24 protein-coding genes are annotated in these 23152 nt (G+C 29.2%); 11 read left to right on the top strand and 13 right to left on the bottom strand.

The features are described from left to right. Positions 1–129 precede the first annotated feature (129 nt). Positions 130–1227: an alanine racemase gene (gene alr, locus V3V28_RS07350; RefSeq protein WP_331364376.1), complete on the bottom strand. Its 1098-nt coding sequence runs from the start codon at positions 1225–1227 to the stop codon at positions 130–132. Positions 1228–1244: 17 nt separating this feature from the next. After that, complete coding sequence (locus tag V3V28_RS07355; protein WP_331364377.1) at positions 1245–1874, bottom strand: thymidine kinase; 630 nt, start codon at positions 1872–1874, stop codon at positions 1245–1247. A gap of 100 nt (positions 1875–1974) precedes the next feature. On the opposite strand from V3V28_RS07355, the gene V3V28_RS07360 reads away from it, so the two are divergent. The 3 genes from V3V28_RS07360 to V3V28_RS07370 are packed head-to-tail and all read left to right on the top strand — an operon-like array spanning position 1975 to position 4284. Further along, complete coding sequence (locus V3V28_RS07360) at positions 1975–2808, top strand: hypothetical protein (protein ID WP_331364378.1); 834 nt, start codon at positions 1975–1977, stop codon at positions 2806–2808. Positions 2809–2820: 12 nt separating this feature from the next. Next, the gene (locus V3V28_RS07365) at positions 2821–3801 is read left to right on the top strand and encodes a glycosyltransferase family 4 protein (protein WP_331364379.1); all 981 of its coding nucleotides are present in this window, start codon (positions 2821–2823) and stop codon (positions 3799–3801) included. Positions 3802–3855: 54 nt separating this feature from the next. After that, positions 3856–4284 carry a DUF4252 domain-containing protein gene (locus V3V28_RS07370; protein WP_331364380.1) on the top strand — a complete coding sequence of 143 codons (429 nt, stop codon included), beginning with the start codon at positions 3856–3858 and terminating at the stop codon, positions 4282–4284. A 17-nt stretch (positions 4285–4301) separates the two neighbouring features. On the opposite strand, the gene V3V28_RS07375 is transcribed toward V3V28_RS07370, so the two are convergent. Beyond that, complete coding sequence (locus V3V28_RS07375) at positions 4302–4649, bottom strand: arsenate reductase family protein (protein ID WP_331364381.1); 348 nt, start codon at positions 4647–4649, stop codon at positions 4302–4304. Positions 4650–4690: 41 nt separating this feature from the next. Between V3V28_RS07375 and V3V28_RS07380 the strand changes: the two genes are divergently transcribed. From V3V28_RS07380 to V3V28_RS07390, 3 genes are read left to right on the top strand one after another with little or no spacing between them, the layout of a single operon-like run. Next, positions 4691–5146 carry a DinB family protein gene (locus V3V28_RS07380; RefSeq protein ID WP_331364382.1) on the top strand — a complete coding sequence of 152 codons (456 nt, stop codon included), beginning with the start codon at positions 4691–4693 and terminating at the stop codon, positions 5144–5146. A 3-nt stretch (positions 5147–5149) separates the two neighbouring features. Further along, the gene (locus V3V28_RS07385) at positions 5150–6385 is read left to right on the top strand and encodes a cation:proton antiporter (RefSeq protein ID WP_331364383.1); all 1236 of its coding nucleotides are present in this window, start codon (positions 5150–5152) and stop codon (positions 6383–6385) included. Positions 6386–6407: 22 nt separating this feature from the next. After that, positions 6408–7556 (top strand): cystathionine gamma-synthase, encoded by a 1149-nt coding sequence (locus V3V28_RS07390; protein ID WP_331364384.1) that lies wholly within the window; start codon positions 6408–6410, stop codon positions 7554–7556. Between the two features lie 90 nt (positions 7557–7646). On the opposite strand, the gene V3V28_RS07395 is transcribed toward V3V28_RS07390, so the two are convergent. The 3 genes from V3V28_RS07395 to V3V28_RS07405 form a co-directional block, all read right to left on the bottom strand. Then, positions 7647–8441: a THC0290_0291 family protein gene (locus V3V28_RS07395; protein ID WP_331364385.1), complete on the bottom strand. Its 795-nt coding sequence runs from the start codon at positions 8439–8441 to the stop codon at positions 7647–7649. Positions 8442–8507: 66 nt separating this feature from the next. Then, complete coding sequence (locus V3V28_RS07400) at positions 8508–10121, bottom strand: Ig-like domain-containing protein (RefSeq protein WP_331364386.1); 1614 nt, start codon at positions 10119–10121, stop codon at positions 8508–8510. Between the two features lie 57 nt (positions 10122–10178). Continuing rightward, a complete protein-coding gene (locus tag V3V28_RS07405; protein WP_331364387.1) occupies positions 10179–10865 on the bottom strand; it encodes a ComF family protein in 687 nt (228 codons plus the stop codon). Positions 10866–10917: 52 nt separating this feature from the next. Between V3V28_RS07405 and V3V28_RS07410 the strand changes: the two genes are divergently transcribed. The 3 genes from V3V28_RS07410 to V3V28_RS07420 all read left to right on the top strand — a co-directional run bounded on the left by V3V28_RS07410 (position 10918) and on the right by V3V28_RS07420 (position 13677). Next, positions 10918–11481 (top strand): class I SAM-dependent methyltransferase, encoded by a 564-nt coding sequence (locus tag V3V28_RS07410; protein ID WP_331364388.1) that lies wholly within the window; start codon positions 10918–10920, stop codon positions 11479–11481. Between the two features lie 45 nt (positions 11482–11526). Further along, a complete protein-coding gene (locus V3V28_RS07415; protein ID WP_331364389.1) occupies positions 11527–13068 on the top strand; it encodes a glycine--tRNA ligase in 1542 nt (513 codons plus the stop codon). Positions 13069–13269: 201 nt separating this feature from the next. Continuing rightward, positions 13270–13677: a hypothetical protein gene (locus V3V28_RS07420; protein ID WP_331364390.1), complete on the top strand. Its 408-nt coding sequence runs from the start codon at positions 13270–13272 to the stop codon at positions 13675–13677. Between the two features lie 67 nt (positions 13678–13744). On the opposite strand, the gene V3V28_RS07425 is transcribed toward V3V28_RS07420, so the two are convergent. The 6 genes from V3V28_RS07425 to V3V28_RS07450 all read right to left on the bottom strand — a co-directional run bounded on the left by V3V28_RS07425 (position 13745) and on the right by V3V28_RS07450 (position 20319). Next, positions 13745–14248 carry a DUF3575 domain-containing protein gene (locus tag V3V28_RS07425; protein WP_331364391.1) on the bottom strand — a complete coding sequence of 168 codons (504 nt, stop codon included), beginning with the start codon at positions 14246–14248 and terminating at the stop codon, positions 13745–13747. A 57-nt stretch (positions 14249–14305) separates the two neighbouring features. Beyond that, positions 14306–14863 carry a DUF3575 domain-containing protein gene (locus tag V3V28_RS07430; protein ID WP_331364392.1) on the bottom strand — a complete coding sequence of 186 codons (558 nt, stop codon included), beginning with the start codon at positions 14861–14863 and terminating at the stop codon, positions 14306–14308. A gap of 79 nt (positions 14864–14942) precedes the next feature. Next, a complete protein-coding gene (locus tag V3V28_RS07435; protein WP_331364393.1) occupies positions 14943–18320 on the bottom strand; it encodes a hypothetical protein in 3378 nt (1125 codons plus the stop codon). Positions 18321–18378: 58 nt separating this feature from the next. Next, the gene (locus V3V28_RS07440) at positions 18379–18864 is read right to left on the bottom strand and encodes a methylated-DNA--[protein]-cysteine S-methyltransferase (protein WP_331364394.1); all 486 of its coding nucleotides are present in this window, start codon (positions 18862–18864) and stop codon (positions 18379–18381) included. Between the two features lie 2 nt (positions 18865–18866). Next, positions 18867–19550, bottom strand: a complete 684-nt coding sequence (locus V3V28_RS07445) for a hypothetical protein (protein WP_331364395.1) — start codon at positions 19548–19550, stop codon at positions 18867–18869. Positions 19551–19554: 4 nt separating this feature from the next. Next, positions 19555–20319, bottom strand: a complete 765-nt coding sequence (locus tag V3V28_RS07450; RefSeq protein WP_331364396.1) for a TatD family hydrolase — start codon at positions 20317–20319, stop codon at positions 19555–19557. 103 nt (positions 20320–20422) lie between these two features. On the opposite strand from V3V28_RS07450, the gene V3V28_RS07455 reads away from it, so the two are divergent. Next, entirely contained in the window at positions 20423–21778 is a 1356-nt protein-coding gene (locus V3V28_RS07455) for a DEAD/DEAH box helicase (RefSeq protein WP_331364397.1), read from the top strand. Positions 21779–21783: 5 nt separating this feature from the next. After that, complete coding sequence (locus V3V28_RS07460; protein ID WP_331364398.1) at positions 21784–22149, top strand: Na(+)-translocating NADH-quinone reductase subunit F; 366 nt, start codon at positions 21784–21786, stop codon at positions 22147–22149. Between the two features lie 146 nt (positions 22150–22295). On the opposite strand, the gene V3V28_RS07465 is transcribed toward V3V28_RS07460, so the two are convergent. Continuing rightward, complete coding sequence (locus V3V28_RS07465) at positions 22296–23018, bottom strand: acetolactate decarboxylase (protein ID WP_331364399.1); 723 nt, start codon at positions 23016–23018, stop codon at positions 22296–22298. Between the last annotated feature and the right edge of the window lie 134 nt (positions 23019–23152).

The raw sequence follows: 23152 nt of genomic DNA on the forward strand, positions 1-23152 counted from the left end.
ACCTCTAAAATTTTCTCGTAATTTGCTCTAAAGCTGTTCATCTATTTAAATGTTTGAAATTCAATTAAATATACGATTCTCTTAATCAATGAACAGCTTTTTTATAATGCACAACAGGTTAAAATAATATTATTTTAACACTTTATTAACACGAGACGAAATTGCGGTTAAAGTTTCATAAACAATTGTTTCAGAAATATCTGCAATATGTTGTATCATTTCTTGATTATTGAAGATCACAACTTCATCACCTTCTTTACATTCTATTTTAGAAATATTTACCATAATCATGTCCATACAAACATTACCAATAATGGATGCTTTTTGATTATTGATGAGTACAAACCCTTTCTTATTTCCTAATTTTCTCGACAAACCATCTGCATGACCAATAGGAATTGTTGCTGTTTTTGTTACTCTTTTTGCAACAAAAGTTCTGTTGTAGCCTACGGTTTCTCCAGGTTGAATTATATGAATTTGAGAAATAATAGATTTTAAATTATGTGTGTTTTTTAATTGCGTTGTTTCTTTTTCATCATTACCAAAACCATACAATCCTATACCAACTCTAACCATATTAAATTGCGCTTTAGGGTAATTTATAACTCCAGAAGTATTTAAAATATGTAACATTGGTTCATATTCTAAATGTTTATAGAATTGCTGTGCAATATAAGCGAAGTTGTTAATTTGATTCATTGTAAAGTCTTGCTCTTCCAAATCTTCACTTGCTGCTAAATGAGAAAATACAGATGCTACTTTTATGTGGTTTGTTTCTTTTAATTCAGAAATTATTTTAGGAATATCTGTATGCCAAAAACCCAATCTATTTAAGCCAGTGTTAAATTTTATATGAATAGGATAATTCATCAACGGCGCTTCATCAGCTAACTTTAAAAAAGCATTAAAAACATTAAAATTATATAAATTTGGTTCTAATCTATAATCAACTATAGATTGTAAATTCTGTATATGCGGGTGTAAAACTAAAATTGGTGTTTTAATATCAGCTTCACGCAAAGCTATTCCTTCATGTGTATATGCAACGGCAAAATAATCTACTTTGTCTTCTAATAATTTTGCAATTTGTACGGCATCACTACCATAACCAAAAGCTTTAACTACTGCTAAAATTTTGGTTTCAGGTTTTAATTTGTCTTTAAAATAATTCAAATTATGCTCTAAAGCTTTTCCATCAATTTCTAAAACAGTAACGTGATTATTCATAGTATATATGTTGAACTTTATTCAGTGTCTTTTAAGTCAGATTCTGTATTTTTAGCAGCAGTAATTTTTTGTTTTTGTAAGGCTTTGTAATATGCTGCTCTACTTAAAGGCTCATATTCTTGCATTTCACCTAGCATAACAATTTTATCGTTCTGTGCTTTTCTAAAACTATAATGCGCTAGATTCCCCGTGTGTGTGCAAACAGCATGAACTTTAGTAACATATTCTGCAGTTGCCATTAAAGCGGGCATTGGCCCAAAGGGGTTTCCTTTAAAATCCATATCTAAACCAGCAACAATTACACGAATTCCTCTATTTGCTAAATCGTTACAAACTGCTATAATTTCATCATCAAAAAATTGTGCTTCATCAATACCCACAACTTGTACATTGTTTGCTAAAAGACGAATATTTGCAGCTGCAGGGACAGGTGTAGAACGAATTCTATTGTCATTATGAGAGACAACCTCTTCCTCATCATAACGAGTATCTACAGAAGGCTTAAAAATTTCTACACTTTGTTTTGCAAATTGTGCACGTTTTAAACGTCTAATTAATTCTTCTGTTTTACCAGAAAACATAGAGCCACAGATTACTTCTATCCAACCAAATTGTTCTGTATGATTTACTGTATTTTCAAGAAACATTTTGTAATTTTAGGCTTTAGAAATTTAAATTTTGTGTTACTTTGGTATTCAACAAATTTATTAAAATTTTCGAGTAATAAATAACTTCAACTTACAACTTATGCACAAAAAATTAGAAGCCGATTTAATAAGTTTAGCACACAGTATCTTACAAATGAAAAATAAAGAGAATGTGTTCTTGTTAAAACAAAAATCGAAGGAGATTTATGAAAAACTATCTGTTTTAGCATTTGTTGAAGAATATGTAAATTCTACTCCAGGTTTAAAGGAAACTAAAGAAGAATTGATTTATAAAGTTGAAAAAGGTTTTGAAAAGAAAGCTCTAATTTCTGATGATGTAGAAGAAGATAATGAACCAGAAACGGTTATTCATAATTTAGAAGATGAATATTTAGAGATAGAAAACGAAAAAATAAAAGAAAAAATTGGTGATGGCTTTTCTGAAGAAGAACCAATTGTTGAAGAAAAGGAAGAAGAACCTGAATCTATAGAAATAGAAAATGAAGAAGAAATAGAACAGCCTTTTGATGATTTAGAGGGTTTGATTTTTGGAGATACAAAGCCCACAAATTTTAAAGACGATCCAAAAGATGTTGGCGAACGTAATATGCCAACTTTAGAAGAGGAATTAAAAGATACTATTCCGGTAGATATAATGGCGAATTTATTTGAGCCAGTAAAATCTACTTCTTTAAATGATAAATTACAAACGAATATAAATATTGGTTTAAATGATAGAATTGTTTTTGTAAAGAATTTATTTGAAGGAAGTCAAAAAGATTTTAATAGAGTTATTTCTCAATTAAATACACATAAGACTGAAAAAGAGGCGAAGAAATTTATTATTAAAATGGTGAAACCAGATTATAACTGGGAGAATCATGAAGATTTAGAAATTCGTTTAATGGAAATTATAGAACGTAGATTTGCTTAAAATAAAGTGCCTTTGAAACCTGTTTTAATTCATACTCATTTTCACAAACGCAGTACTGGCGTTACTAGAAGTATAGAAAATGTATTGCCTTTTTTTGATGATAACTACGAAACCTATTTGTATGGTTATGGAGCAAAAGGAAAACATATCTCTACTTCAGAATTAAAGAAATTACTGTTTTCTGATAGAGAAGTTGTAGTGCATTGTCATAGAAACAACGAAATAATGCGCATGTTGTTCTTTCGTTTTTTAGGCGCGAAATTCAAGTTAATTGCAACACGTCATGCGGAAACTATTCCTTCTGGACTAACAATGAAATTGCTTAAAAAAGCAGATAAAGTTGTTACGTTAATTAAGAGCATGAGTGAGAAACTCGGAATTGAAAATACCATTGTTGGTCATGGAGTTGCAGTTGATGTTTTCAAACCAAAAGAAAATGTTAAGTTAGAAAATATCAATCAAAAAAATGTTATTTTATGTGCAGGAAGAGTTCGTAAAGCAAAAGGACAACTTATTTTATTAGAAGCTGCAAAAGTTCTAGAAAACCATAAAAATTGGGCATTAGCAATAGTTGGTAAAATAGACAAACCTGCTTTTTTAGAGGAATTAAAAGTGATTTCAAAAAAACATGCTATTGATAATCAAGTTTATTTTATTAATGAAACTACAGATATTGTTTCTTATTATCAAGCCTCAAAAATTGCAATTGTACCAAGTTATTCAGAAGGATTTTCTTTAGTTACAGCAGAAGCCATGTCTTGTGGTTGTTCTGTAATTGCTACTAAAAATGTAGGTGTTCATTCTTCATTAATCAATCATTCTAAAAATGGTTATTTGTTTGAAGCTGGAAATAGTAGCGAATTAGAAAACTTGATTGAGAAATCTATAAACAATGAAATTCCGCTTTTAGGAAATCAAGCAAGAGAAGAAATTCTACAAAACTGGAGTGCACAAAAAGAAGCAGAAAGCTTAATGGAAGTTTACAGGTTTTAAAAGAGCTTTGTAACAAAATTGTTTTGTTATCGTCTTAAGTTAAAACAGACTATTATGAAACACCTAGCAGCAATTTTATTTGCACTTTTAATAACTACCATTTCTGCACAAGACGCTGCATTCGAAAAATTTTACAATCTTAATAAAGAGAAATCTACTTTTTCTATCAATTTATCAGCTTCTTTAGCAGGTTCTTTTTTAGATGATGAAGATGATGGCGATTTAATGAACATCATAAAAAAATCTAGTGATTTTAAAAAATTTAAAAGAAAGAATAAATTTAAAACGCTTGTTCGAGTTAAAGAAAATGGAAGTAAAGCAGAGTTATTTGTTATTGAAAAGAAGAATTACGTCAGAGAAATAATTATAAGAACAAATAGCAATGATGATAAACTTGTTTTATTTGGTTTAAAAACCAAGATTACTAAAGACGAATTAGCAGCTATGATTTCTTCTTCGGATATAAAATTTTCATCAAAATAAAATCTAAAAGAGAAGGTTTAACCAACCTTCTCTTTTAATTCTTCCACTATTTTTTTACTATTTCCAATAAATATTTCTTTATCAATAATAAAAACGGGGCGCTTTAAAAAAGTATATTCGTCTAAAATATATTGCCTGTAATCCGCTTCAGAAATTTCCTGTAATTTTAAATCCATTGCTTTATACAATTTTGCACGTTTATTAAAAAGTGCTTCATAACTACCAGAAAGTTTGTGCATTTCTTCTAATTGTGCAACATTTACTGGGTTTCCTTTTATTTCTTGTCGTTCAAAACCATCTGTTTTTACTTCCTTTAAGATTCGTTTGCAAGTATCACAAGTTTGTAAAAAATAGACTTTCTTCATTTTAATAAATTATATTTGTTACTCCAAAAATAAACATAAAAATGAAGACACAATTCAATGTTTTAAGAAAATCTCGCGATTTAGTTATTAAAGAGTTAGACGGTTTAACTTTAGACCAGATTCATACAATTCCAGCAGGTTTTAAAAATAATATTGCCTGGAACGTAGCACATTTAGTAGTTACGCAACAAGTTTTACAATACAAATTTTCTGGTTTAAACTGTTTATGTTCAGATGAATTAATTGAAGGGTATAAAAAAGGAACAGTACCAGCTGAAAATTTTACAGAAGAGGAGTTTGAAGAAGTAAAAGAGTTATTGCTTGGTTTGCCAGATACATTACAAGAAGATTTTGAAGCAGGAATTTTCGAAAAATATACAGAATACCCAACTAGTACAGGTTTTGTTTTAGACTCAATAGAAAGTGCCATTGCGTTTAATAATTTTCATGAAGGTATTCATTATGGAATCATTAGATCTATTAAAAAACAATTGTAATTTATGGATTATTTTCTAATCGCTACCGTTCTAATAGTACTATCTGCAGCTTTTGGCTATATTAATACTAGGTTTTTAAAATTGCCAAATACTATTGGTTTAATGTTAATTACCATTCTATTTACATTAGCTGTGTTTGTTTTAAGTTATTTTGATGACACTTTGCTTCTCAAAGAAAGAGAACTCATTACCAGTATTGATTTTAAAACAGTTCTATTAGATGTAATGTTGAGTTTTCTGCTTTTTGCAGGTGCTTTACATACTAATTTTCAACAATTAAAAATACAACGAAAACCAGTTTTAATTTTTGCAACATTAGGTACTTTTGTATCTACTTTTTTGGTTGGAGTATTCGTTTTTTATGTGCTTAAATTGATAAATTTAGATGTCGATTTTATCTATTGTTTATTGTTTGGAGCATTAATATCACCTACAGATCCTATTGCGGTTTTAGGGATTATGAAAAAAGTTGGTGCTCCAAAAAAACTAGAAACAAAAATTGTTGGAGAATCATTATTTAATGATGGAGTTGGCGTTGTTATTTTTCTAACAATATATCAAATTGCAAGTGGTGGAACTGAAATGTCAGTTGGTCATATCGCTGAATTATTTTTGGTAGAAGTTGTTGGAGGAATTATCCTTGGATTGGTAATCGGTTGGGTTACCTATAGATTGTTAAAAAGTATTGACGATTATGACACGGAAGTAATTATTACACTTGCTGCAGTTATGGGAGGTACTCTATTCGCACAGCATTTTCATTTATCGGCACCTTTAGCAATGGTTACTGCAGGTTTAATTGTGGGTACAGATACCGTTAGAAAGAACTCTATGAGTGAAGTTACAGAGGTGTATGTAGATAAGTTCTGGGAACTAATAGATGTGCTTTTAAACACCATTCTATTTGTAATGATTGGTATGGAAATTTTAGTTTTAACTTTTGATGCAACTTATGTTTTAGCAGGATTTATAATAATTCCTTTATTGTTAGTTGCTAGATATATTTCTTTGTTACTGCCTATAAAAATCTATGAAAAGAAGCTAGAGTTTGTTCCAAAAACAAGTTTAATTATGACTTGGGGAGGTTTACGTGGAGGGATTTCTATTGCTTTGGCTTTAAGTTTAACGCAAGATATGGAGCGAGATTTATTTTTAGTGATTACCTATATAGTGGTTGTTTTTTCAATCCTTGTTCAAGGATTAACAGTTGGTAAATTGATAAAAAAATTCACTAAATAATATGTAAGCTATTTTATAATTTATGAAATTCAATACAAAAGCAATTCACGGAGGTCAAAAACCAGAAAAATCTACAGGAGCATTGGTTCCGCCAATATTTCAAACATCTTCGTTTGCACAATCTGGTTTGAATTCAGACCAAGAATATCATTATTCAAGAGGAGCAAACCCAACAAGAACAGCTTTAGAAAATAGTTTAGCTTCAATAGAAAACGGAACTCATGGTTTTGCATTTTCTTCTGGTTTAGCAGCAATAGATTGTGTTTTAAGAACATTAAAACCAGGCGATGAAATTATTGCAGGAAACGATTTGTACGGTGGAACTTACAGAATGTTTACAGTGTTATTCGAAAAATACGGATTAGAATTTACTTATGTAGACACAGACTTAGTAGAAAATGTATCGAAAGCAATTACAGATAAAACGAAGTTAGTTTGGTTAGAAACGCCAACAAATCCTTTAATGAAAATTGCAGATGTTGAAGGTATTTGCAGTGCAGTAAAAGAAGTAAATTCGGCTATTTTAATTGGAGTAGATAATACATTTGCAACACCGTATTTACAACAACCTTTAAATCTAGGAGCAGATATTGTAATGCATTCTGCAACAAAATATTTAGGCGGGCATTCAGATATTATAATGGGTGCTTTAATTGTAAAAGAGGAAAAATTAGCAAAAGAATTACACTTTATTCAATTTGCTGCTGGTGCAATTGCAGGTCCAATGGATTCTTTTTTAGCGCTAAGAGGTATAAAAACATTACATATTAGAATGCAACGTCATTCAGAAAATGCTAATTTTGTTGCTCGTTTCTTAAAAAATCATCCAAAAGTTGGTACTGTTTATTATCCTGGTTTAGAGGAGCACCCTAGTCATAAAGTTGCTAAAAAGCAAATGAATGATTTTGGAGGTGTAGTTTCTTTCAGTTTAAAAGATGAAAGTAGAGAAGCAACTTTTAAATTTTTAGAAAATACTAAACTTTTTACATTAGCAGAATCTTTAGGCGGTGTAGAAAGTATGGTTAATCATTCTGCAACTATGTCTCACGCATCAATGCCAGAATCTGCACGTTTAAAAATAGGAATTACAAATTCTTTAATCCGTTTAAGTGTTGGTATTGAAGACAAGGAAGATTTGTTGCTAGATTTAGAAAATGCTTTAAATCAATAAGTAATTACAATACATAAAAAAAGAGAGCAAAATTGCTCTCTTTTTTTATAGATGAATAATTAGGGTTATTCAAATAAATTCGGGGGATTTTTAATAGAATAGAGGAGAACTAAAGTTTAGGTGATAAACAATACCTAATTGAATATTTAGTAGCCACTCGTTATTTTTATTTTCATAAACTTCAGCTTTTAGTCCATCAATTTTATCAGAAAAGAAATATTGATAATTGTACTGGAATGCTAAGTCTAATTTTTCGGTTAACTTATATCTTGTGCCTATTCCTATAGTTATGGCAAACGTTTCGCCAGAACCAATTGCTAGTGCATTTTCTAGAGTATATTTTTGAGGTAAAACAGATTTATCTTCTCGCCAATTTCCTAAATCGGACTTTAAACTATTTGTGTAAAAAGCATATTTAACTCCGAATGTGAAGAATGGATTAAATGAAATATTAGAGTGAGGGTATACATATTCCTCTAAAGGACGCAGAAAAAACTCGAGATTAACTCCCAGATTTAGCATTCTCACGGTTCCTTTCATGGCTCTTAATTGTTCACCTCCATAAGATTTCTTTTTAGCCCAATAACCATGGTGACTTAACTTAGAATTACTTAAATAATGTAATTCAGTTTTTACCATTAAATGATTGTGCATAACGTTGTTAGGATCCCAACGTAGGGTTCTATTATAGAAACTTAAATAATGAGCAATAGCAAATGACTTTCCATTGTTGTTCCATTCGCTCGCAAAGTTTCCTCTTTGGCCGTAATCTGTTTGTAAACTAGTAGTGCCAACAAATGCTCCAATGTCATGGGTGTAATGTTGAGCCTTAACTTCTAGAATAGAAACAATTAAAAATAAAATAATTGTTATAGGGGTTTTCAAGATTTAGGGGTCTTAAAGTAAAAACCCAAATATATGGTAAAAAATGGTTACTGACAAAATTTATAACTATTTATTAATAATAAACGTATTCTCTATAAAGTAGTTTGCTCTTACTTCTATATCTTCCGTGTAGTATATTATATCTTCTGGAAGTTGCTTTAATAAGTAGTTTCCAGTATCCCATTTATTGTTTTTATTGCTATCTATTGTAGCTCTTATGTAATATGTTTTAGGTTCTAGAAGATCAAAAACTAAAGTTTCAGTTCCTTTAATAAACCTTATTTCAACCACTTTGTCTTTGTTTTTACCTTCTAATAGTTCTATTATTAGAGAGTTCGATTTTTCATTTACAATATTGATAGTAATTTTACCGTAATCTTCTAATTCTTGAGTTCTTAAACTATAATTAAGTGTATCGTTTTTCTGTTCAAAAATATCTTTAAAAGCTTCGGGTAAGATAGTTACGGAATAACTTTGTTTTTGTTTTTTATCAAAAAGAACCCCAATTTTATTTTCTTTTGCATCAATATAACCAGAAAATGGAATAGATAGTGTATCCTTATCAGTAATTGATATTTTACTTGTATCTAACTTTATTATTGGATTGTTAGTTTTTAAGAACAGTGTATCTCTAAAGTGTAAAGTTCCATTTACTGTAGAATTAATGGTTAATGAATCTGTTTTTTTCTTACGAAGTTTAACAGTAATAGTATCTAAAAAACTAGCATTTGAGACGATGAAATTTAAAGAATCTGCTTCAAAAGGTGTAAACCAATAGTTTAAAGTATCCTTATCTATTTCAAATTTAGACATACTTTTATAATCTTTTGGCACTTCAGATTGAAGTTTAACTTTAAATTTTTTTATTTCACCTTCATAACCAAAAACAATTTTCCCCTTAGAAACTTCTTTTCCGCGTCTAAACCTATATGGTTGAATCTCATTAAATACAACAATCGGCTTTTCTATAATACTATCTTTAGGTAAGGTAATTGTGTCTTTATAAAACCCAATTTTATCTGTTTTTGGGTTAAAAATATAATCGCTAGACTCCTCCTTTAAAGCAATCATTAAGTATTTACCTTCTTTAAGGTTTGTAAAGTTGAAATTAGTAGAATCTAAAGTATTAGTAACGTAATTAGGTTTCTTTTTAAATATAATAGAATCTGTAAATGAACTGTCTATTTTGTAAAGTAGAACATTAATGTTTTTTGGTGTTTCATTTAAAAGTGCATCTTTTACAGTACCAGAAGTTAGTAAAGAATCTATATAATCTCCGGTTGAGAAAACATATTTAAAAGCTTCTAACTTATTATTCTCGTTATTATCTTCAATAGAATTACCAAAGTTAAAAATGTACGTTGTATTTTCTTTTAAAGTATCTAAAATTTTAATTTTGATAAATTTACTTGCCGTTCCTTGAGGTGTAATTACTGCCGGATTTTTTAATGGAGGAGAAACTATTAACTGTTTATTTATGTCTTTTAGTTTTATATATTCATCAAACTCTATTTCTATTTCTTTTTTATCAAAATTTATAGTTTCATATGGCGGATTAGAAGTTACAAACAAAGGTGCATCTTCATCTTTTGGACCACCTTCTGGTCTTCCAGTTCTTGCGCAATTTGAAATTACGGTTAGTAAAATTGTAAAAAATATAAATTTAAAAAGATGTTTCACAAATGTAAAATTTACTACAAATTAACAATTTATTTCTCATTTAAAAAACGATAAACCTTATTCTGTATATGCCATTGTTAACAGACTTACTTTTATCCCTTTTGTTTTCTGTAATTCTTTAGCGCAGGCTTCTAAAGTTGCTCCTGTTGTTATAACGTCGTCAATTAGTAAAACGTGTTTATTTGTAAAAATTGAAGTGTTTTTTAACATAAATTTGGTGTCTAAATTATTAAAACGTTCAAAACGAGCTTTAAAAGTTTGTGTTTTTGATGCTGAAGTTCTTAATAAAGTATTTTCAACAAAAGAAATGTTTAGATGTTTACTTAAAGATTCTCCAAATTTTGAAACTTGATTGTAACCTCTTTCTTTTCTTTTTTTAGAGTGAAGAGGAACTGGTACTATAAAATCAACATCAGAAAATTCTTCATTTTCTTTCAAAATTTCTCCTAACCAGTTGCCAAAAAAGACACCAACATCTTCATTTCCTTTGTATTTTAGTTCGTGAATTATATTTTTTGTGATCCCTTTTTTTCTGAAAAATAATAAAGAGTATGCTTTTTCAATTTGAATTCTTCCAAAGAAAGTTTGCGAAACTTTATTATTAGAATAATCTGTAAAGTTTGTTAACGGTAAATCATGTCTACAAAAAGTACACACAACAATTTCATTTTGCGTTAATTGATTTTCACAATTTGCGCATAATTTTGGATAAAAAACATGCAATAAGTCTTTTAAAATTCGCATTTTTACAAGGCCTTTTTTTAGAAAGATAACCAATATAATTTAACAACAAGATTTGAATAGCAGAATAAGTTTTTTAAAAGAGTCTATTAGAAACCTAAAAACCTTGGGTACAGTTACACCAAGTTCTAGATTTCTTGCAGAAAGAATGTTAAAGAAAATAGATTTTTCTAAAGTTGAAGTTTTAGTGGAATTTGGCCCAGGAAACGGAGCGATAACAAAACTTATTTTAGAAAAATTACCAGCAAACGCTACTTTAATTTGCTTTGAAATTAATGATAATTTTTACAAACAATTATCAGAAATAAAGAACCCACAACTTGTTATCATAAAATCTTCTGCTGAAAAAATTGAAGAAGAATTAAATAAATTAAACTTTAATAAAGCCAATCATATTATTTCTAGTTTACCATTAACAATAATTCCAGAAGAAATTACAAATGAAATTTTAGCGAAATCTTTGTATGTTCTAGAAAACAAAGGAACATTTATTCAGTTTCAGTATAGTTTAACATATTATAAAAAACTTAAAAGTGTATTCAATCAAGCAATTTCTTTAGATTTCGAGCCTTTAAACTTTCCTCCAGCTTTTGTTTACCACTGTAAAAAAGTCGACTAAATTTTTATTGATAACTTTTTAGATTGATGTATATTTGTCGTCATTATGGCAAAACAAGAAGATCAATTTAAAAAAGTTTTATCGCACGCAAAAGAATACGGTTATGTTTTTCAGTCTTCTGAAATTTATGATGGTTTAAGTGCGGTTTATGATTATGCTCAAAACGGAGTTGAGTTAAAGAAAAATATTAGAGATTATTGGTGGAAAGCAATGGTGCAAATGCACGAAAACATTGTGGGTATAGATGCTTCAATTTTAATGCATCCAACAACTTGGAAAGCTTCAGGTCATGTAGATGCTTTTAACGACCCATTAATTGACAATAAAGATTCTAAAAAGCGTTACAGAGCAGATGTTTTAATTGAAGACTATTGTGCTAAAATTGAAGGGAAAATAAATAAAGAAGTTGCTAAAGCTGCAAAACGTTTTGGTGAGTCTTTTAATAAAGAAGAATTTTTAGCAACCAATGGAAGAGTTCTTGGATATCAAGAAAAAATAAATACCATTTTAGCAAGAATGGGAGCCTCTTTAGAAAATGAAGACTTAGCCGATGTAAAGTTGCTAATTGAAGAATTAGAAATTGCAGATCCTTTAACAGGTTCTAGAAATTGGACAGATGTTAAACAGTTCAATTTAATGTTTGGTACCAAGTTAGGTGCTTCAGCAGAAACTGCAATGGATTTATATTTACGTCCAGAAACTGCTCAAGGAATTTTTGTAAACTTTTTAAATGTGCAAAAAACAGGTAGAATGAAAATTCCTTTTGGAATTGCACAAACTGGTAAAGCGTTTAGAAATGAAATTGTTGCAAGACAATTTATTTTTAGAATGCGTGAATTTGAACAAATGGAAATGCAATTTTTTGTAAAACCGGGAACTCAAAAAGAATGGTATGATGCTTGGAAAGAAACGCGTTTAAAATGGCATTTATCTTTAGGGATGGGAGCAGAGAACTATCGTTTTCATGATCATGATAAATTAGCACACTATGCAGATGCAGCGGCAGATATTGAGTTTAATTTTCCTTTCGGATTTAAAGAATTAGAAGGAATTCATTCTCGTACAGATTTCGATTTAAAAGCACATGAAAAATTTTCTGGTAAGAAATTACAGTATTTCGATCATGAAGAAAACAAAAGCTACACACCTTATGTAGTAGAAACTTCTATTGGTTTAGATAGAATGTTTTTAGCAGTTTTCTCTAATTCTTTAGAAGAAGAAGCATTAGAAAACGGTACAACAAGAACTGTTTTAAAATTACCAGCAGTTTTAGCTCCTTATAAAGCGGCAATTTTTCCATTAGTTAAAAAAGACGGTTTACCAGAAGTTGCTCGTGAAATTATGGACGATTTAAAATGGGATTTCAATGTATTTTACGATGAAAAAGATGCTGTAGGTAAACGTTATAGAAGACAAGACGCTGCAGGAACACCATTTTGTATTACTGTAGATCATGATACTTTAGAAGATAAATGTGTTACAATAAGACATAGAGATACTATGGAGCAAAAAAGAGTTGCAATTGCAGATTTAAAAGAAATTATAAAAGCAGAAGTTGCTGTTAAAACTTGGTTACAAAAAATGTAATTAAAGTTAAATTTTTAAGAAATACAAGTATAAAACCTCATCTATTTAGATGAGGTTTTTGCTTGGGTAAAAACACGCTATTTTATAAAATGGTAATACCACGCTAAAATCTAAGGCTATTTTAAATGAATTTTACTTTAATAAAAAAGGCGATTTCTGAAAAGCCTAAAATAGAGTAAGAGCAATTTAAAATAATTAAACATGTCTGGATTAGCAAACACAGAAAATACTATTATATTAGGTGGAGGAGCACAATTTTGGGTATATCTATCACCACAAAACAATACAGCGAACGTTGTAAAAGGATGGTCAGTAAAATTTTCTCAAGGAAGTTGGAGTGATTCTATTACTTCAGAAAACCCAACAAAACAAATTAAAACAAATGGTCTTTCTGGAATTTTTGATATTGAAGTTACAGAATTGAATAATTCTACAAACCCACCAATGAGAGTCAATATTCCTGCACAAGCAGGAAGTGTAAATGAAATAGGTTGTAATTCTAACTGTTCTTCTTTTGTAGGTATAATTGCAGATGAAAAACCTTTACTTGGTGGTGCAAATGCAAAGTTTTGGACAACTTGGGATGCACTTTGTAGACCTTCTTCTTAAATGAAAAACAATATAAAAAAAGCCTCACTAAATATTTAATGAGGCTTTTTTTTATGTTTTAAAAGGTTTAAAACCTCCAGCCAACATTTAGTCCTATTCTTGGAACTATAATAGGTGAATTAGTGCCAAATAGGTTTCTACCAACACCAGCGTATAAATCAATTATTAAACCACCACTAGCAATATATTTTGTACCCACAGCAACACCTAAAGCACCATCTGTATATTTTTCATAACTAACTCCAGAACCACCTAGATTAGGAACTTCATGTTTTCCAGAATTTATACCAACAAAACCTTCTCCAAAAAAGTTCCAAGTCGCTTCAGTAGTAAAATAATGACGATAATATGGTGTAATCATCATGTTTTCATTGTATCTAAAAGTAGCGTCTTGTTTTGCTAAATTAAAAAGGGCAGAAATACCAAAAGAAGATTCTTCTGAAATGTAATTTTCATAAGAAAATTCTAAACTTCTTATAATTAAAGCATCTGCAATATCTAATTTAACTTCTTGTTGAGAGTAGCCTAAAGAACTTACCAAAAGGCTAAATGCTAAAAGTATTTTTTTCATATTTTCTATTTTTTGAAGTAATAATGAGACTACAAACATACTAAAATTCTAATACTTCTAAAATCTATAGCCAAGAGAAACTCCTCCTCTACTTACAGCTTCTAAAGAAGAATTATCTCCACCTAAATTACGACCTATACCTAAATATATTTCTGTAGTAAACCCACTTTTTGATATAAATTTACCTCCAACAGAAATTCCTGCTGCAAATTCGGTATTATTACCTGTATTGCTATTATTATTATTATTATTATTTCCATAAAAATAAGTGTCATTATTTTCATACGTATGCAACATACCAAACCCTTCAACAAAAAAACCTCTAGCAAATTTGCTGGAAAAATACCTTCTGTAAAAAGGCGTTAAAGAAAATTTTCTATAAGTATCTAAATCACTGTCGTTATTAAAACCAATTAAAGCACCAACTCCAAAAGAAGATTCTTCATTAATTAAATATTCATAAGAAACATCTAACCACTCAAAGGCAAGCAAGCCAAAAGCATTAATTTTAACTTCATGTTTTTTGTTAATGTCTTGTGGGTATTCTTGCTCTTTTTCTTGTGCAACGGAAATAGTACCAACAAATAATAAAATAAGGAGTGTAATTTTTTTCATAATTAAAAATATCAATGTTAAAGTTATGTAATATTAATAGTATAGATACAAATAAAAAAAAAGGTTGCGTTAAACTTATCTAAAAAAATGCTTTTAGCTGAATACTTCCTGTATGAATGGTTTTTGAGTTTTCACTTTTTCTTCCTAAATAATTTAAATTCAAGTTTAAAAATGAGTTCAGTTTTTGGTTAAATAGCAAACTCCATGTATAATTTTTACCGTCTTGCAAACCTTCTAACATTTGGTAAGCAACAGGAGAATTTACATTTCCGGTAAAATCATTTAAAAATACATTAACATTTGCAGAAATTTGGTTCTTTTTACTATTGATGTAAAAATATTCTAATCCGAATTTTTGCTGATTTAGCATTTCAAAATCTTGTAAACTATTTTGTTTGTTCTTGTAATGATAAAAAGCAGTTAAGCGGTTGTTCTCATTATATAAAAAAGAGATTTTCGGCTGAATTTCCTTCGCGTCAATATTATAGTTTCTGTTGTTAAAATTTTCTGTTTCTAAATTGTTTTTAGAAAACTTTCCCATTAGATCTAAAACCCAAAAAGTGGCAAATTTATGCGCAAAATCTATTTGATGTAATTTAATGTCGTTTTCTTGACTTCCAATAAAATATTGTTGTTTGTTTTTAGAACTTCCATAGGTGTAAGTTGTGCTGTATTTTTGAAGATTTTTATGGAAGTACAAGCTGTTTCTAAAACTAAAATTTAAGTTGATTAATTTGTTCTTATTAAAATCAAACGGGTTAAAATTAAATGAATTACCAATTCTTTCTTGCTCATTTTCAACCATTAAAAAACTTTGATTATAAAAATGAGAAAGTGCCTTTTTTAGTCCTTTTTTAGAACTCCATTTTGTTAAATTTATAGCTATTGTTTGATTAATTTTAGCGCGTTGTGTTGCAATAAAACGCAAGTTGGGTTTTGGTACACGCAAATAATTTGCTTGATCTTGAAATTGTGCAATTTCAAATTCATTAAAATCTTGAATTCCGTCATTATTATAATCAAGCCAAGTATAATACCCAAAACCAGGTTCTGTTTTTACATAAACATATTCTTGTCTGGCAACGTTTCCAGAAGATGTTTCATAAATGGTACCTAGATTTACAAAATTATTAAACAACCTTTTATTAAAAACTATTTTAGAATTTAAAGACTTCTGATCTTCCGAAAAATTGTTTTCTGTAAGTCTATAATTTGCATATACACTTAAATTTGTCAACTTATTTTGTATTAATTTACTATTAATATAAAACGATTTCCGATTATTAATTTCAGTAAAAGTATTCGATTTTATACTATCGTTATTCCTATAATTAAAACCAATTTTGGTATAAACTTTGGTAGAATCTCCTAAGCCAAAATAAGTTTCAAATTCTTTAAATCTATGACTTGTATTAATAAACTCTTGAGTTGTTTTGTTTTTTCTAGAGTTTGTTTCAAAATTGATAAAACCACCCAACCAGTTTTTAGTGAAACTATGTTCTGCTTTCGCTTTTGCTCTGAAAAATGAGTTATCTTCTAGTGAGGAAGTGTTGCCAAGTAAACTTGCGTTTACAAAAAAAGTATTGTTTTTTAATTTCATTTTAGATTGAAGCTCATGTTTATTACCGTTAAATTCATCTATATAATTTAGATTGCTATATCGGTATAAAATAAAATCTTCTTTTTTATTTTGAAGTGTAAACTCCGACTGAAAGTAGTTTTTTGTAGCGTTATTAGTCAGTAAATTCCAATCTCTATTAAACTCTACAGTTTCCCATCTTTGGGCTGTTTTAAAATTTTTCTGAACAAACTCATGATTAATATTACTTTTTAACTGCCATTTTTTATCAATAAGAATTTGCTGCCAACCAATCTTTGCTGCAATTGCTGTATTATTTTCGTCGTCTATATTTGAAAACAAATTAGCATCATTATTGCTAATTGCAACCTCTGAATTGAATCGCATCTTTTTAGATGGATTATAACCAGATTTTACTATAAAAATTTGTGATTTTGTAGGTGCTGTTAAACGAATTATTGGTTTATAATTTCCTAGATTAATGCCTGAAAAAACAAAAACATTTCCAATTGCAGTACTTCTATCAATCGAATAATCTCCATTATTTGCACCAACATTTGTAAAGGTTACGTTGTATAATTCATCATTTTCGTTGGTGGAATATTCAAAATTTTCAACAACGCCATTTGATACTTTCTTATAGAGAATCTTATTCTCATTATAAGTATCCAAAAAAGCACTTTCTGCAACCATTAATTCTGTATTGTTACCTGCGTTTGCTAAAATTTCTTTTTGATCGTTTGTTAATGCTTGCTGTAACGGTTGATTTTTAGCATCGTTTTCAGAATAAAAATAACCACTAACATTTAACTTATCACTTTTATAACTTGCTTCTTCATAGGTAACAAAACGTGTGTAATTTCTATCTGAATATTGAAACTCTATCCAAATCCTCATATCATTCGTAATCGGAAACGTGGTGTTAAACTCAATTTCACCCAAATTATAATCTATGATGTAGTCTTTGTCTTCTCCACGTTCAATCTGTATTCCATTAATATAAACTTGTTCACTACCAGCAATCATTATAATTGCAGCTTCATTATTTGGGCCTAAAATTTTATAAGGACCTTGGTTTCCTTCAACACCAACTATTGTAAATGTGTTAAATTTACCTCTAACAACTGCGCCAGAAGCCGCTACTTTTAAATGCTCATTAATATTAGCTTCAACTTGCAAACCTGCAACTTGTTTCTTGAAAGTTAGAAAATAACTTTCCTTGTTTTGAAGTGATATATCACCCGCTTTTACGCGACAATCTTTACTAAACATTTCAATAAAAATTCTATCGAAATCTGTTATATTTTGAGAGTAACCGTTTTCTTGTAGCGGAATATTTGTATCAAAGATATTGGCTCTTAAAGTTACTTCTTTAGATAGTTTACCTGAAATTTCTAAATCTAAAGCTGAATTAGTAACTGCGTTTTGATTGTTACCAGAAGTAATTCCTCTAGTAATAAAACCTTTGGTTTGTAAACCATCAAATAGTTTAATCTCTGATGCTTTTTTATTGGTAGTTAAACTGTATAGTTTGCCTGTATTTGTTCCGTTAGGTAAAATTAAGCGTTCATTAAAAGGCGTATATGTTTTTGTAATAAAATCGGGAAATCGAAAATATTCAACAGTAATTTCAGAATATTTTTTTGAATTGATAATTAGTAAAGCTTGACTAAAATCAATTTTATATTTTGTTGCTGCAATTGTTTTTAAGAATGCGTTTTTAACTTTAAATAGTTGCGAATTAATGGCAACAGAATCTAATTGAACCGTATCTTTTTCAATTATAAATTTTTTAATTCTAAAATCTTTGGATATAGTTTGAGATTGGATTGAAAACCCAGTAAACAAAAGCAAGAAAAAAAGAATTTTTTTAAACATCTATAATGTATACGTAAAGAACGCAGAAATAGTTTTTTTAATATTTTGAAAATAATATTTAAAACAACGATTGTTGTTTTACAGGGTTTTCATGTGCTAAAAGCCATTTTTTACGCCAAATTCCACCAGCATAACCTGTTAAAGAACCATCAGAACCAATAACTCTGTGGCAAGGAATAATAATCCAAATTGGGTTTTTACCATTTGCAGAAGCAACGGCTCTTATTGCTTTTACATCTCCTAAAGCTTTGCTTTGTTCTAGATAAGTTCTGGTTTTGTTATAGGGAATGTTTAAAAGTTCTACCCAAACCCTTTTTTGAAAATCGGTTCCTTTTGGATTTAATTTTAAGTCAAAATTATTTCTTTCTCCAGTAAAATACTCTTTTATTTGGGTTGTGCAATCTTGTAAGCATTTGGGCGTTTCTAATTGCAATAATTCTTTAGAAATAACATCTTCATCTAAAACCGAAACAGATTGAATTCCGTTTTCATTTCCAATAATTTTTGCAATTCCTAGCGGAGTTTTATGATAAGTTGTAAACAAAATTAGTCAATAGATTTTAACATTCTTCCTTGAATTCCAATAATTAACGCCATGTTAATTGAGTTCCCCTTAAATGATGATTCACCAACACTATTACTGATAAATATTTTTGCTCTTAAATATGAATTACCTCTCTCATAATAGCCAATAAAATTTTGTTTAGAACTTGTTTTTTTATTACTCTTTAAGTCAAAATTTAGTCCAAATACTGTGTTTTTTATAAATGCACTTTCACCTGAATTATTATTTGAAACCTCTACAAAACTAAATCCACCATAACCTATAAAAGGTAATATTCTAAATCGATGAGTTTCATAAATGGAATACCCTAAAGTTATGTTTCCATTATTTATCATGCTTTTCTTTCCTTCATTCAAAAAAAAATCATCAATCATTAAGTCTTCATTTAGTTTACTACTTGTAAATAACATATTAAATCCAAGGAATAATTTTTTATAAAAAAAATCAATTCCAACAGAAAAACCTATGCTGTTATCAAATGGTTTGTTGAAATTTTTGCCATAAGTTGAATAAGAAGCACCAACATTAAAGCCTAAATGGAGCTTTTCAGCATAAGAGTTCTGTGTGTTTCTCGTTTTATTTTTAACATTATTTTTATCGTTATTTTGAGAATATGAGTTATTAGATATTACAATCAAAAATAATAAAGTAATAATTTTTTTCATTTGATTAAATATTAAAAACTTCTTTTGAATTTTGAGTAGTAATTTCTGAAATTTCTTTGAAAGAAACGCCATAAATGTCTACTAATTTATCAACAACGTTTGTAATAAAAGCACTTTCATTTCTTTTTCCTCTGTATGGCGTTGGTGCTAAATAAGGTGAATCGGTTTCTAAAACAATGTGTTTTAAATCAATTTCATTTAAGAATTTATCAATTTTACCATTTTTAAAAGTAGCAACACCACCAATTCCTAACTTCATGTTGTAAGAAATAGCTTGTTTTGCTTGTTCTAAAGTTCCTGTAAAACAATGAAATATTCCTCTTAAATCTGCTCCTTTTTCAGCTTCTAAAATTTCAAAAATTTCATCAAAAGCATCTCTACAATGTATGTTAATTGGCATTTTTTTTTCTTTTGCCCATTGTATTTGCGTTCTAAAAGCATCTTGTTGTTGCGTTAAAAATGTTTTATCCCAATATAAATCCATACCAATCTCACCAATTGCGTAGAAATTTCTTTTATCAATCCATTCTTTTACATGCGCCAACTCTTCTAAATAATTTTCTTTTACAGAAGTTGGGTGTAAACCCATCATTAAAAACACTTCATTTGGGTAATTTTCTTCTAACTTTAGCATGCTTTTAGTGTAAGAAGAATCTATTGCAGGAATAAAAAAACGAGAAATGCCAGCATCTTTTGCACGTTGCATCATTTCTTTTTGATCTTCAGTAAACTGACTAGAATATAAATGTGTGTGAGTATCTGTAATCATTATTTTTTTCTGTTAATTTTCAGCAAAATTACAAATTAATACAACGTCGAAGACTAGTTGTAAAACATTTTATAAAACGTATCTTTGCACAAAATTTTACGGAATGACTTTTAAAGATTTAGATTTATCAAATCAATTACATTATGCCATTGAAGATTTAGGTTTCGATACACCAACACCTATTCAAGAACAAGCATTTCCTGTAGTAAGATCTGGTAAAGATGTTGTAGGAATTGCGCAAACTGGTACTGGTAAAACTATTGCCTATATGTTGCCAATTTTACGCGATTTAAAATACTCTAAACAGAAGCATCCAAGAGTTTTAGTTTTGGTACCAACTCGTGAATTAGTTTTACAAGTTGTAGATCAAATAGAGCAATTAGCAAAATATATAAATCTTCGTGTTTTGGGAGTTTATGGTGGTACAAATATCAACACTCAAAAACAAGCTATTTTACAAGGACAAGATGTTATTGTTGCAACTCCAGGACGATTATACGATTTAGGTTTAAGCAACGCTTTAAAGTTAAAATCTATTCAGAAATTAGTAATTGATGAAGTAGATGTAATGTTAGATTTAGGATTTCGTTTTCAGTTGATGAATATTTTTGAAATTTTACCAGAAAGAAGACAAAATGTACTTTTTTCTGCAACGATGACAGAAGATGTAGATGGTTTAATTTACGATTTCTTTAAAAACCCAGAAAAAATATCGATTGCAGTTAGTGGAACTCCGCTAGATAATATTGAACAAGTTTCTTATAATCTTCCTAACTTTTTTACGAAAGTAAATTTGTTGCATGAACTTTTAAGAGATAAAGAAACGTTTCATAAAGTATTAATTTTTGTTGGTTTTAAGAGAACTGCAGATTTGTTATTTAAACATTTAGAAGAAATGTTTAATGATGAAATGTGTGTAATACACTCTAATAAAACCCAAAATTATAGAATACGTTCTATAAGACAGTTTGATGAAGGTAAAAACAGAATTCTATTAGCTACAGACGTTATGGCGCGTGGTTTAGATTTTGATAATGTTTCTCATGTAATTAATTTTGATACGCCAGATTTTCCTGAAAATTATATGCACAGAATTGGTAGAACTGGTCGTGCAGAAAAAGCAGGAAAAACAATTTTATTTTCTACGGAAAAAGAACAAGAAGCAAAAGCTGGTATTGAAAATTTGATGAGCTATGAAATTCCTGTTTTAGAGTTACCAGAACATGTAGAAATTGCCACCTTGTTAACAGAAGATGAACGTCCAAGAGAAGATCAAGGAATTTCTAAAAATAGAACTTCTTTAGAATACGTTCCTGGACCAGCATTTCATGAAAAAAGTGAGAAAAATAGCCAAGTTAATTTAGGTGGTTCTTACAGAAGGGAAATTGCTAAAAAATACAAGAAGCCAAAAACTCGTGGCGATAAGAATTACAACAAACATAATAAAAAGAAAAAGTAACAGATATGCAAGTTCTTACGGAGCAGGAATTGCACAATTTGGCAATGAACATAGTAGGTAAGAGGCTTGAAAAAATGGGCTATGAGTTTCAAGCAATAAATAGTCAGTTAAAAAGACATCCTCAATTTGTCTTGTTTAAAAAAGGCGAACCTACCATTTTTGTTTTGGTTAAAGCAACTAATAATTTACAAAACACAGATGCTTACGATGTTCTATGGATGGAAACTTTTAAAAACCATGCAAAAAAACAAAATGCTAAAGTTTGGTTTGCTGGTGTAGGAATTGCAAATGCAGAAAGTGTAGAAAACCCTGTTTTTAAAGACCAACCTTATTATGTTGCCTTTGAAGATTTTTTAAAAGTTTTGGAATAGGTTTCACTAACGTCAACTGTGTATGATTTCGTTGCGTGGTTAAGCAACAAATTTAACAAATACAAACCAAATAGAAAATCTGCGAGGATTTTCGTAAGTAAGCAACGACCAAAGTAATGAATTATATACGTTGTTGGCAGCAGTTTTTATTTCTTCGGTAAATATAATTTCATATTCTCAATTTCCACCTCATCCAAGTGTCCCATTTTACTTTCGTCTTTTGTGATTAAGTGTAAATGAATGTTTGAGTCGTGATGTGTAAAAACCCCTTTGTGTTCAGTTGAGAAAAAACCAATAATCGTTGCTTCTTCATCTTTCAATTCGTAATTAGTTTGTCCTTGATGAGCTTCTTTTGGTGATGAAACCTTTGTTCCTTTAGGTAAATTTTGGATATGAATAATTGCTTTTGATATTTTTCCTGTCAGTTTGAAAGCAAAAGGTCTTTTAAAGTCAATCGTCTTTTCGTCAACTAATTTTTCAATATCTTTAATAGACTTAATGTTCGAGGCTAATTCTATTTCATTCCATTCGGTTACATTGGCATAAACCAAGAAAGGTGCTGAAACATCAAATGTTTTTTCAACACTCATAGTTGAATCAGACGTTACTTTTGAAACATAACTTTTTCCATCATTGATAAGTAATTCTCCAGTCAGATAACTTTCAGGTCCAAGCCCATAAAGTCCTTTTTTATTAGAAATTGTATCGAGATTAATACTTCCACTTAATTCTCCTTTCCACATTACATTTTTCATCGCACCTACAATATTTATGTCTGAATAGGTTTCGTTAGAACTAGTTTTCTTTTTGTCAGAATTGCAACTAAATATTCCGATTGTTAGAATTCCAATTATTACTTTTTTTATCATAGATTTCGTTTCTTGGATTCAATGTTCTAACGCAACAAAGCGTTTAGGTTTTTGATGTTACTAAGCTACAAATTTCAGCTCAATATCCATCATTTCTTTAGGTGTTTTATATCCAATAATTTTTCTTGGTCTAT

The organism is Polaribacter sp. (genome assembly GCF_036480315.1).
Classification (GTDB): Bacteria; Bacteroidota; Bacteroidia; order Flavobacteriales; family Flavobacteriaceae; genus Polaribacter.